Raw genomic sequence first — 12,380 nt, 5'->3', positions numbered from 1 at the left:
GGGGGATCTACCTATGGCACGCGTGGAGTTTCGCCAAGTGCGCAAAGAATTCAAAGACGATCATAAAGGAACGTTCACGGCTGTGGCCGGTTCGGACTTTGTTATAGAAGATAAGGAATTCGTAGTGTTTGTGGGTCCTTCGGGCTGTGGTAAGACAACGTCACTGCGAATGATTGCCGGACTTGAAAAACAAACGAGCGGTGATATTGTGATCGGTGATCGGCTTGTTAACGATCTGCATCCGAAGGATCGGGATATCGCGATGGTGTTTCAGGATTATGCACTTTATCCGCATATGACCATTCGTGAGAATCTTTCCTTTGGCCTGAAAAATCTGAAAAAGCCAAAGTCCTATATTGATGAACAGGTGCAGAATGCGGCCTCCATTCTTGGACTGGAAGCGATGCTGGAGCGGAAACCGCGGGAGCTGTCTGGTGGTCAGCGTCAGCGTGTTGCGGTGGGACGGGCGATCGTCCGTGATCCGCAGGTGTTTTTATTCGACGAACCACTGTCCAATCTGGATGCCAAGTTGCGGGTGCAGATGCGGGTGGAGTTGGGAGAGCTGCATAAACGTCTTGGTGCAACGATTGTGTACGTGACACATGATCAGGTGGAGGCTATGACACTTGGGGAACGTATCGTGGTCATGAATCATGGAGACATTCAGCAGGTGGCTTCACCGAAAGAGCTGTATGCGAGTCCGCGGAATATGTTTGTTGCCGGATTTATTGGTTCACCGGCGATGAACTTCATTGATGCACGGATTGAAGGCACGCAGGTTATCATTGATGGGGCATCATTCACCTTGCCAGCAGATGTACTCGCTCGTCTTCAGAGTCATCAAGGCAAGCCGGTGATTATGGGTCTGCGTCCAGAACATATTTTTGGTGATGATGTCGCTCCGAATATCCCGACAGACCATATGCTGCAGGCGCGAGTTCAGGTTGTAGAGCATCTGGGCTCCGAGAATTTGGTGTATTTCCATTCCGGTGCCCGAACTGTTACGGCCAAGGTTCACCCGGAAACACATGCTTATGTAGGAATGGACAAAAATTTTGTCCTGGACTTGCGTAAGGCACACTTTTTCGATCCAGAGACGGAGCTTGCGATTGGACGGGAGTAAAAGACGTGGCCTGGTGAAGAAGAAACGGTGAGAAAGGGGAGGGTGATGATGCGTAAGTTGAGTGAAGTATTGATCAAGTCGGGCGCAGAAATTTATCGGGATATTATTCCGGTGGCCTTGTACAGTGTCATTAGCTCCATCGTATTGGTTCCCATTCTGATGTTTGCTCCGCTGCCGATCGCGGTGCTGCTTCTGGCCCTGATATATATGCCCATCCTGTTCGGGGTCTGTTATGCCATGCACCACAGGCTGGAGCGTAAGGAACGGCGCAATGGACTTAAGGATATCTGGATCGGAACGATGAAGGGAATGATCCCGGGAGGATCGGTGGGTGTGCTTTTTGCGGTGCTTGGGTTCATTCTGTGGTCAACCTGGTGGTATTACGGTGGACAGGGGGGAATTACAGGTACAGCAGTGGGTGTATTCCAGACGTTCTTTGTTCTCATGGCGCTGATGTCACAGTTCTATACCTGGCAGCTCGTTTTACAAAAAAACATGGGCATCCTTCAGGCGATGGGGGAAAGTGTAAAGCTGTTCTTCCGTCACCCGGGATACACGATGAGCGCCTGTTTTCAGGCCATGTGCCTGACTGCTTTGCTGATGCTGACTGTTGTTGGTTTCGGAGCGCTGTTTGGAGGCATGTTTGCCATCTATCAGCATAAGGTAGCTCAAAATGTGCTGGAGCCTGAAGAGGAACCTGTCGTGACCGGCGGTAACGATCATCAACATACGGGTTGGATCAGCCAGGGGAATGTGTGATGGCCCAGTTGAATGGAACCGAGCAGATGCCGGCTATACAAACGGGAGTTGATCTTCTGTCCGGAGGGTTATCGCATCCATGGATTACGGGTAATCGAATCGGTCTAATGACCAACCCGACGGGTATTACAGCGGATTTTGTATCGACAATAGAGGTGTGCGCCGGAATGGCTAATGCCGAGCTTACAGCGCTCTATGCCTGTGAGCACGGATTGGAAGGAGAGCTTCAGGCTGGCGTCAGATTCGGAGACATGCTTCATCCGCGTCTGGGCATTCCGGTGTTCAGCTTATATGGAGATTACAAAAAACCTACACCCGCAATGCTGACTGGAGTAGATACGGTCCTGTTTGACATTCAGGATGTGGGCGTCCGTTATTACACGTATGCCTCAACCTTGTTCCATATGATGGAAGCCTGTGCTGGAGCAGGCAAACGCATGTTGATTCTGGACCGTCCCAACCCTCTGGGGGGAAACGTTGTGGAAGGCGGTGTGCTGAACGCGGGGTATGAATCACTCGTTGGCGCTTGGCGTGTCCCTGTGCGTACCGGATTGACGATAGGTGAACTCGCCCTGATGGTTAACAGCGAGATGGAGGTACCTTGCGAATTGGACGTGGTTGCCATGGAAGGATGGCAGCGCGCCATGGAGTTTGCGGATTGTGGGCTTCCTTGGATGCTACCCTCTCCCAATATGCCTACGCTGGACAGTGTGCGGGTATATGCGGGTACGTGCCTGTTCGAAGGCACGAATGTATCGGAGGGCAGGGGCACGACCCGCCCATTCGAGTGGATTGGAGCCCCGTGGGTTGAGGGGCAGCGTTTGGCGGAACGATTTCGAGAATACAAGCTGGAAGGTGTGCATGTGCATCCAGTGTACATGTCCCCAACATTCTCCAAACATGCAGGTGAGCTGTGTGGTGGTGTAAGGATTTTGGTAACGGACAGCAGGAAATTCCGGGCGGTAGAGACAGGGCTGGTACTTTTGCATGAACTGCTGACACTTTATCCGGAACAGTTCTGCTGGCTGGAGCCACCAGAGCCGGGTTCAAGGTATTTTATCGACCTGCTGGCAGGGGGAAAGGCCGTCAGAGAAACCATTCATGACCGCACGGAGTTCGTTCGTTTAATGGAAACGTGGAATGTACAGGCAGCGGAATGGAAGGAGCGGCGAAAGCCATTTTTGTTATATCCATGAACGGATGTTTGTCATCGGAGGGAGGTATGAAATGAGTGGGCAAAAAGAGTTATACCAGTTGAAGCTGAAACAGATGACTTTGCGTGAGAAAGTCGGGCAAATGCTGCTTTGTGGCTTTCATGGCACTGAAGCTGCTGGCGATGTGGAACCCTTTCTCCGAAAGTATCCAATCGGTGGCGTAATCTATTTTACGCGCAACATTGAGTCACCAGAGCAGGTAGAGCGGTTATCGTCAGGGCTGCAACAGATTGCCAAAAGCAGCGGTAATGTGCCGCTCTGGATATCCATTGATCAGGAGGGCGGCATGGTTGCGCGAATTACTGAAGGAATCGCTCTGATGCCTGGACCAATGGCCATTGCTGCTGCCGGTTCCATTGACGATGCATATCAGGCGGCATATATCAGTGGGTTGGAGCTAAAATCCATGGGTATTAACATGAACTTTGCTCCGGTATTGGATGTGAACAATAACGCAGCCAATCCGGTCATCGGTGTACGATCATTCGGTGAATCTCCACAATCGGTTGCAGAATATGGGGCCAGAACCATTGCGGGAATGCAGGACGCCGGGATTGCAGCGACAGCCAAGCACTTCCCGGGGCATGGGGATACGGATACCGATTCTCATCTGGACCTGCCGATCATCACTCATGATCGTGATCGGGTAGAGCGCCTGGAGTTGATTCCGTTCCGAGCAGCCATCGCCGAAGGTGTCGATGCCATGATGTCGGCGCATATTTATTTCCCTGCACTGGAGTCTGAGCGCCTGCCCGTAACGTTATCGCAAACCATATTAAGTGGTTTGCTTCGCCAGGAACTGGGTTATGAGGGCATGATCGTGACAGATTGCATGGAGATGGATGCCATTGCCGTGAACTATGGCACGGTCGATGCAGCTGTGATGGCGGTAGAGGCCGGAGCGGATCTGGTGTTAATTAGCCATACGGCCAAACTTCAGGCAGAGGCATTTGAAGCGCTGCTGGCAGCTGTGGAGAGCGGACGAATCAGCGAGAGTCGTATCGATGAATCGGTAACCCGCTTGCTGATGTACAAGGCGAAACGTGGTTTGCTGGAGAATGGAATGCACGGTGCAGGTGATGATGAAGTGAATAGTAAGATCTCAAATGAGCCCTTCCCTGATTCCTCAAAGGATCTTTCAGATTCGAGCGGTTCTGAGCGCAACAGTTCTTTACACCGAGAGGTTGCCCGACGTATTAGCGAGAATAGTATCACACGGGTACGCGATCAGCTGAATATGTTGCCGTTGAAGCAGGAACGCACGCTGGTCATAACGGTTGCCACGTCTGTGACGACAATTGCCGACGAACAGCTGACTCAGAAGTTCACTTTGGGCTCAGCCTTATCCAATTATGGTCTGGATGTTGTCGATCTGACGGTAACGCCCGAGGAAGTCGCTATTCGTTCCGCACGTCTGCTTCAGGCGGCGGAAGAGGATGACATTCGGCAGATCGTGGTAGGAACCTATAATGCGGGAAGCTCCTCCGGCGATCCACAGTGTAGGCTGATTGGTTGGATACAGGACTTGGGCAAACCATTGGCAGTTGTGGCACTGCGAAGCCCCTATGACCTGCTTGCGATTCCGGATGCCCAAGTCTATGTAGCGGCTTACGAGAGCCGGCCACTTGCCATGGATAGCGTCGCTCAGGCGCTGATGGGGCGTATTCCTTTTGCGGGGAAACTTCCTGTGACGATAAGCTAGATGGATGATGAAAGAACGGATGGTGACTAGGCAGTGATGAGAATATGAGCTACTCTGCCTTTTGCAGGATGAAGAAGAAATGAATATTGGTTGAGCGAAGTATAGTAGTATGAGCGGTAAAATTGAAGACATATACAGAGCAAAGAGACGATCCTCCATAGGACCGTCTCTTTGCTCTGTATAAATGAATCATTATAAATTATTGCAATTGCAGTGCTTTGGCTGTTTTGGCCTCAACTTCATCCAAAAGTGAAGTCATGTCCATGCCTGCGTGGTTGCCGAGCAGGATAATCGTGATATCATCGGACAGATTACGTGAAAAGGCTGTGGCAAACCCTCCGCCACTACCGTTGTGGAAGACGGTTCGGTTGGCGCCATTCTCTTTGAGAATCCAGGCATAGCCATAATTTTTATCGGAGTAGGGCTCATACATCTGTTCAATCGTATCCTGGCTTAGAATCTGGTCCGTATACAGTGCACGATCCCATTTCAGCATATCGTCCACCGTGGAATAGATGGTTCCTGATCCGGATTGAGAAACATAATAAGGGGCAGTTACCCAGGCGTTATCTTTTTGAACAAAACCACTAATCGTATGCACTTTACGGGAAGCCTCTCCCGAATTTTTCATGCCAAGTGGCTTCAGTATCGTCTGCTGCACGTAATCGGCATAACTCATGCCGGACACCTGTTCAACGACGTATGCAAGCAAAACATACCCGCTGTTGCTGTATAGATAAGCACTCCCTGGTTCAAACTTCAGCGTTTTGTGGCGAATCTCTTCTACAGTCTCTTCCATGGAAGTTCCTTCACTCCGACCAAATGCGGATGGCAGACCTGAAGTCTGGGATAACAGCATATGCAGTGTGATCTGATCTCCCTTAGGAATGCCTGAGATATACTTGGAGATTGGATCTTGCACCTGAATCTTACCTTCCTCCACGAGACTCAAAATGGACGCGGCCGTGAAGGATTTGCTCAGCGATGCGATTCGGGTCTTCTGATCCGGACGATTCAGCGTCTGTTCATCGGCAAGGCCGTAGCCTTGTCTTAACAGGACTTCACCATCGCGGGCAATCAGCGCCATACCTGGATAGTTGATCTCTCGCAGATACGTATCTACGCTGGCAACTTCACTGTTCAGCAGGCTGACTTGATCCGTGACCATATTCACACTCATCTGACCCGTGGCTGTTCGTTGGACCTTAATGTCTGCCTTGATTGCATTAGCCATGGCCCGGACAGGCACCATCAACGTACCGTTAATGGTACGTGAATTCACACCTGTAGCAAGATTAACCTGATTTACCCTAATGGAATTACTGCCAGCCTGATGCACCAGCTTGTCTCTGCCAACGGTAATGGTAGCTGTCTTGGTGTGATTATCCCATTTCAAGGTGCCTTTAACGGATGTGACGACATCCCGCAATGGAACAAAAGTTGAGCCTTTGATGATAAGTGGTGCGTTCTTCCAGGATTGCTGCTCACCATTCACTTCAATGTGAACTGCTTGCGTTGTCTGGGCTGCGGCTGCCGTGATAGCGGCTTGTCCCAGAATCGGGCCTGCGCACAGGATGAACGCTAACAGGATACGAAACATGGATGAATATACCGTGGAAACAGGTTGTTGCATGTGTGACTTACGTAAGATGTGAATCCTCCCCTTCCAATCGTTTCATGAATAGACAACTTATGAGCATTGTAAACGATCTCGCCTGGAGGGTCAAAACGATTAACGGATATAATTCATATCATCTGATCAGAGGATTTAGATTAAATTTGTACCAATTTAGTATATATACATAATATTTTTACAGCGATTGTCCGATAAAAGGATGGGTGAAGATTATGATGGGGGATAGTTAGATGAAGAAAAGGATTCGAAACTGGTTTACTTTAACCGTAAAAAAACGCCTGGTCGCTGCATTACTCCTGTTCCTGATTGTACCGAGCATTACCGTTGGTTGGTTGTCTTATCAAAAAGCTGCTGACCAGGTTAGGATGGAAATTATTCGTTCCGCACAGGCCAAAACAGAAATGCTTAGTCTGCAGATAAATCAAATGCTGGATATGGAGAAGGATAACGCAGCGCAGATGGCGGCGGGTATGACTTCAAACGATATTATTAACAAATCTCCTGCGCTGCAAAGGCAGATGGATCGGATGTCTCAGAATCATAAGGAATTGGGTGTACTCACCGCAGGTGCGGAAGATGGCAGCTGGATGAAATCCCCACAATCCGAGGAACAGAATTATGACCCTCGTGAACGTTCATGGTATAAGATGGGCATGTCTCAGGATGAACCTGTAATCTCGGATACGTTCCAGTCGGCTTCGACGGGTGAATGGGTTGTGACCGCAGCGGTCAAGCTGGCTGACGGCAAAGGAGTATTCGGAGCCAATGTGAGTCTCAATCATCTGAAAGAATCCGTTGATCAGATTCGCATTGGTAAAGAGGGAAAACTGTACATGCTGGATAACGGGGGTAAATTCCTGTTCCACTACAATATTGAATCCGGTACACAATCGGATGAAAGCTATATTAATGAGATGTATACGCAGGAAAGTGGTATCGTGAAGTATACATATGATGGTCATGAAGTGGAAGCAGTGTATTTCACCAATCCGGTGACAGGTTGGAAAATTGTTGGGGAGATGGTTCCTTCTGAAGCAACTGAAGCCGTTATGCCTATTTTGATCCGTTCAATTACAATTGTGGCATCTTCATTGGTTATTGGGTTAATTCTGCTTATTTTCATTATCCGCAGCATTCACCGGCCATTACTGCAATTAACGCAGGCAGCATCCCAAGTGAGTGCAGGTGATCTAACCGTTCGTGTAGGCTTGCAGCGTAAGGATGAGTTCGGACAGCTTGGAGAAAGCTTCGATATGATGACGACTTCACTACGTAGTGTGCTTGGAGAAGTACATGATACTTCAAGCCAGTTGGCTGCATCTTCTGAAGAGCTCATGGCAAGTTCCGAGCAGACATCCAAAGCGACAGAACAGGTGGCTGAACTGATGCAGGATGCAGCGGCAGGAACGACTTTGCAAAACAATAGTCTCGCTGCTACAGGCCAACTCGTGGGCGAAATGTCCATTGGAGTCAAAGAGATCTCATCCAGTGCTGAAGACACCGCTCGTATCGCTCTTGATGCTTCCACCAAGTCGGAAGCGGGTATGGTTACAGTGGAAGAAGCGGTTACCCATATTCAGCAGGTGAATGACGAGAGCAAAGCCATGTCTGTGGTGATTGAAGATCTGCGCGCGAAAAATGAAGAGATTCTTGTGATTGTGGCCGAGATTACGGCCATTGCCAAGCAGACGAACATCCTCGCATTGAATGCATCCATTGAAGCTTCGAGAGCTGGCGAGCAAGGGCGAGGATTCGCAGTTGTAGCCAACGAAGTGAAGACACTGGCTCACAGTTCAGGCGCTTCAGCCGAGCGAATTAATGAGCTTATGCATGAGATGCAGGAGAAAACCAATGCGGTGCAATCGACCTTTGCCCGTACGGGAGAAGGTATGGTGAAGAGTTCGCAGATGGTTACGGAAGCGGGCGAAGCCTTCCAGACTATTCGTACTGCTGTACAGTTGGTTGCTGCACAAGCTGGAGAAGTATCCGCCGCTTCCCGTCAGATTGATGGAGGCATGGGTCATATCAACAAGGCAGTAAATGATACGATGGTTCTGTCAGACAGAATTGCCTCTGGAACGGAAGATGGATCGGCGGCAGCTCAAGAGCAACTGGCCACCATGGAAGAGGTTGCAGCATCTTCGGCAGCATTGTCACGTATGGCTGAAGATCTGCAAAGCATGATTGAACGGTTTAAGTTGTAATTGTGATTGAAGTGAGCCAATGATGAGGATACATGTTTAGGGAAGGTGCTGAAATGCCCTTTCTGCGATGAGACTGCAGGGTTACGACCCTGCGGTCTTTTTTTGTTAAACAAGGGGTGACCGTGATGTCCTTAAACACAGCTTTCTTTTCAGTTAAGTTGACATATTACAAACAAAATAATAATATATCTATAAATAGACAAACATTAATATATTAAGTTAAATATTTTTCGGTTAAAATGACCATAACAATAAGAGGAGTTTTACCATGAAATCATCGGAAAGCTGGTTGCAAACCGCTTCATTGGAAGAGATCAAGCGTGGTTATCTGGAGGAAGGTCACGTCTATGTATGCGTCTGCTGTGGATACAGGACGGAAACGGGGATTATCTACCCTGAAGAAGGGGTGCTCTATGAGGCAGCCCGCTACATGCGAGTGCATATTGAGAAAGTTCATGGATCGGTATTTGAGTACTTGCTGGAGCTGGATAAAAGCGTAACCGGATTGTCTGATGTCCAGCGTGGCTTGCTGGCCCAGTTTTATGAAGGGAAGAAGGATGCTGAAGTACAGAAGGCCCTGGGTATTGGGAGTGCTTCCACGATCCGGAATCATCGGTTTGTATTGAAGGAGAAGGAACGGCAGGCCAAGGTATTCCTGGCATTAATGGAGCTTCTCAAGAGTAAGGATACCCAGGCTCCAGCCGAATGGGTATCACCGGTGACAAGACATGAGCATACGATCCATCCTGGCTCATTTGATATTACAGAACAGGATCGGCAGAAGGTGCTGAATAAATATTTTCCGGAGGGTACTGGCGGTCCACTGATGACGTTTCATATGCAGCAAAAGCATAAATATATCGTGCTCACCGAGATAGCCAAACGATTCGATCCAGAGCGTCAATATTCCGAAAAACAGGTCAATGAGTTGCTGAAGGAAGTTCATGAGGATTACGTGGAAATACGGAGGTATCTCATCGACTATGGTTTGCTCAAACGTGAGTCAGACGGCAGTCAGTATTGGATGGGAAGCCGCGCAGATCAACAGAGCGTCGCAGATGGAAAACAGGAACGCAAAGAAAAGGGGGAGCAGGAGAAGATGAATCGTCGCAAAGAATTGCAGGAACAGGCGAAGGAAGTCAAAACGGAAGCAGGCGTCTACCAAATTCGGAATGAACGTAATAACAAAGTCTATATCGACAGCACACTTAACCTGAAAACCATTAACGGACAACGGTTTATGTTACAGATGGGTAGTCATCTGAATCGGAGGTTGCAGGCTGAATGGAATGAATATGGGGAGAATGCCTTCGTGATTGAAGTGTTGGAGACATTGAAGCCGGATGATAACCCGTATTACGACCCCAAAGAGTCACTCGCCAAATGTCTGAACCGCTGGTTTGAAAAGTTAGAGCCGTATGGAGATCAAGGATACCACGGAGATAAAAAGCAATCTGCTGAATAAGCGGGACATTTTCCTCTCTAAAATGCCTGACCTTTATAACCTAAAGCCCCTTTGCCAATATGATGGCAAAGGGGCTTTGAGTGTTACAGACTACTTATTATATAAGTTGAACTAATCTTTTACACGATAACAGCGATTGGAAGGTTATTCTGTCATCGTAGTGTTAGTGTAAACAATCTTTAGTCCAACGATTACAGCTTGAATTGTTCCACCAGCTTCTGCAGCTTGTGAGCCAGATGGGCAAGGGAATCAGCAGAGGATGATATCTCCTGCATGGAAGCCACTTGCTCCTCCGTAGCAGCAGAGATGTTCTCCGTTCCATCGGCATTGGTTTCCGATATGGCGTGGATCTGATCAATGGATTGCACCACTTCGGCTGTACTTGCAGACATCTGTTGTGAGGAAGCTGCAATGTTCTCAAGCTGATGATTAACGACCCCGACAGCCTGACTAATCTGGGCAAAAGCTTCATCTGCGAACTGAACAGCGCGAATGCCATTGCTTACATCTTGTTGCCCGATCTGTACATTCTGATTGGCCATTGAGATCTCCTGTTGAATCGCTCCAACCATCTCTACAATCTTCTGGCCGGACAGGCTGGATTGCTCCGCGAGCTTGCGAACTTCACTGGCAACAACGGAGAAGCCACGTCCATGCTCACCTGCACGTGCTGCTTCTATAGAAGCATTAAGCGCAAGCAGATTGGTCTGTGCTGCGATGTCTGTAATAACAGATACCATCTCGCCAATGGATGTGGAATGCTGTTCAAGTCTTCCGGCGGTATCTGCCATACCCTGTACAAAGCGACTGACGGAATCCATCTCGGATACGGCTGTCTGCATGGTAGCATTCCCTTTATCCGCGATTTCACTTGCTTGCATGGCAGCTTCGGATACTTGCTGTGTGCTGTTCGTTACCTGTCCGACACCGCCAGCCAGTTCATTCATCTGCTGTGCAGTATGCTTCAGGCTGGTCGCTTGTTTCTCAAGTCCAGCCGCAGACTCTTCGGTGATCAGGGCAACTTGCTCTGTTGCTTTGGTTGTCTCCGATGAGTTGACTGCCAACTGTGTGGAAGAGGCGGTTAACTCATCAGCTGTGTGTCGCACGTCCTGAATAACGGTTCGCAAGGATTCACTCATTTTATTGAAGCTGGTGCTCAGCTTGCCGAATTCATCCTGTCCCAATACAGCAACCTCGATGGACAGATTACCATTACTGATATCGTCAGATGCCTTCACCAAGCGGTTCAGCGGTTTGGTGATGGATTGCACAATCCAGAAAATAATGATGGAGCTTACAGCGATCGCTATCGCAATAACGATAAGTGTGGTGTACAGGATCGGCCGGACAGATGCCGTTACCTCACCACTATCAATGACACCGACAACGGTCCAGCCCGTTGTTTCATTGGTGGAGAAAAAGGCGTGTTCCTGGTTTCCGTTTAGCGTATAAGTCAGACTTCCGTTTTTCTGTGCAAAAATATCTTTATAGGGTGCCATGGTTCCTTCGGTCCCCGGTTTTTCGGTAGGATGTACAATGATTTTGTTGGCATTATCAATGATATAGACATAACCCTTCTCACCAATCTTTGTGGAATTAACGGTCTTCGAGAGGGCTTCAAGCGACAGGCTGACAGAGACGACACCATGGCCATCTGCAGAGGTCTGAGCTACCGAAGCAACAACATTGCCGGTATTGCTTGATATGTAAGGGGTGATTACAGTAGGGACATCTTTGTTCTGTGTAGCAGCCTGATACCATGGGCGTTCGCGCGGGTCATATCCTGCTTTGTTCACCGCAGTTACAGGGGAGTTAATATACACGCCCTGATCCGTGCCGATGGAGGCAAGTTCCACGTCATCATGGGTTTCCTTATACGCGTCGAGCAAGGTACGGATGGTATCCGTCTCGTCACCTTGGTTAGGTCCGACATTGCCTGCATCTAGCTGACTTGCCAGAAAATCCACATTTTTGCGTGTTGCGCCAATGATCTGATCAATGGTCTGGTTGAGCACAGTAACATTGCTAATTGCGTTCTCATACATTTTCTCTTCGACCTTGGCCTCTGCTGTTTGGAACGAAATAATGCCCAGACTGATTGTTGGAATGAGCAGCACGATTGCGAATGACAAAATCAGTTTCTCTCTCATCTGCATCGTTCTCTTGGCCCCTTGTTTACGAATCTTCTTCATACACATTCCCCCTCTGTGTAACCCATCCCTATGTCAGATGGACAAGTCAATCTGGTAAAAGATAGTTCATTCCATCATTTCCAGA

The 12,380-nt window shown here is 48.8% G+C and carries 8 protein-coding genes; 6 read left to right on the top strand and 2 right to left on the bottom strand.

The genetic code is table 11. The annotated features are described in order from the left end of the window. Nucleotides 1–13 precede the first annotated feature (13 nt). Genes ACE3K2_RS19090 through nagZ form a run of 4 tightly spaced genes read left to right on the top strand, consistent with a single transcriptional unit; the run spans nt 14 to nt 4,798 of the window. Complete coding sequence (locus ACE3K2_RS19090; protein ID WP_421893612.1) at nt 14–1,123, top strand: ABC transporter ATP-binding protein; 1,110 nt, start codon at nt 14–16, stop codon at nt 1,121–1,123. 45 nt (nt 1,124–1,168) lie between these two features. Then, complete coding sequence (locus ACE3K2_RS19085) at nt 1,169–1,882, top strand: hypothetical protein (protein WP_421893609.1); 714 nt, start codon at nt 1,169–1,171, stop codon at nt 1,880–1,882. Next, nucleotides 1,882–3,078, top strand: coding sequence for an exo-beta-N-acetylmuramidase NamZ family protein (locus ACE3K2_RS19080; protein ID WP_421893606.1), 1,197 nt, complete (start codon nt 1,882–1,884; stop codon nt 3,076–3,078). The genes ACE3K2_RS19085 and ACE3K2_RS19080 overlap by 1 nt, the downstream gene beginning before the upstream one ends. A gap of 31 nt (nt 3,079–3,109) precedes the next feature. Then, a complete protein-coding gene (gene nagZ, locus ACE3K2_RS19075; protein WP_421893603.1) occupies nt 3,110–4,798 on the top strand; it encodes a beta-N-acetylhexosaminidase in 1,689 nt (562 codons plus the stop codon). 199 nt (nt 4,799–4,997) lie between these two features. Here nagZ and ACE3K2_RS19070 read toward each other — a convergent pair whose 3' ends face one another. Then, the gene (locus ACE3K2_RS19070) at nt 4,998–6,431 is read right to left on the bottom strand and encodes a serine hydrolase (protein WP_421893600.1); all 1,434 of its coding nucleotides are present in this window, start codon (nt 6,429–6,431) and stop codon (nt 4,998–5,000) included. 233 nt (nt 6,432–6,664) lie between these two features. Here ACE3K2_RS19070 and ACE3K2_RS19065 point away from each other — a divergent pair, with 233 nt between their 5' ends. Together ACE3K2_RS19065 and ACE3K2_RS19060 are read left to right on the top strand one after the other, a co-directional pair. After that, nucleotides 6,665–8,638 (top strand): methyl-accepting chemotaxis protein, encoded by a 1,974-nt coding sequence (locus tag ACE3K2_RS19065; RefSeq protein ID WP_421893597.1) that lies wholly within the window; start codon nt 6,665–6,667, stop codon nt 8,636–8,638. Between the two features lie 268 nt (nt 8,639–8,906). Beyond that, nucleotides 8,907–10,103 carry a DUF2087 domain-containing protein gene (locus ACE3K2_RS19060; protein ID WP_421893595.1) on the top strand — a complete coding sequence of 399 codons (1,197 nt, stop codon included), beginning with the start codon at nt 8,907–8,909 and terminating at the stop codon, nt 10,101–10,103. 191 nt (nt 10,104–10,294) lie between these two features. Here ACE3K2_RS19060 and ACE3K2_RS19055 read toward each other — a convergent pair whose 3' ends face one another. Further along, nucleotides 10,295–12,295, bottom strand: a complete 2,001-nt coding sequence (locus ACE3K2_RS19055; RefSeq protein ID WP_421893593.1) for a methyl-accepting chemotaxis protein — start codon at nt 12,293–12,295, stop codon at nt 10,295–10,297. Nucleotides 12,296–12,380 lie beyond the last annotated feature (85 nt).

The sequence above is a fragment of the Paenibacillus sp. genome, from assembly GCF_048976745.1.
Lineage (GTDB): Bacteria > Bacillota > Bacilli > Paenibacillales > Paenibacillaceae > Paenibacillus.
The sequence above is the reverse complement of the archived record's forward strand: the minus strand, read 5'-3'. Positions and strand labels throughout refer to the sequence as shown.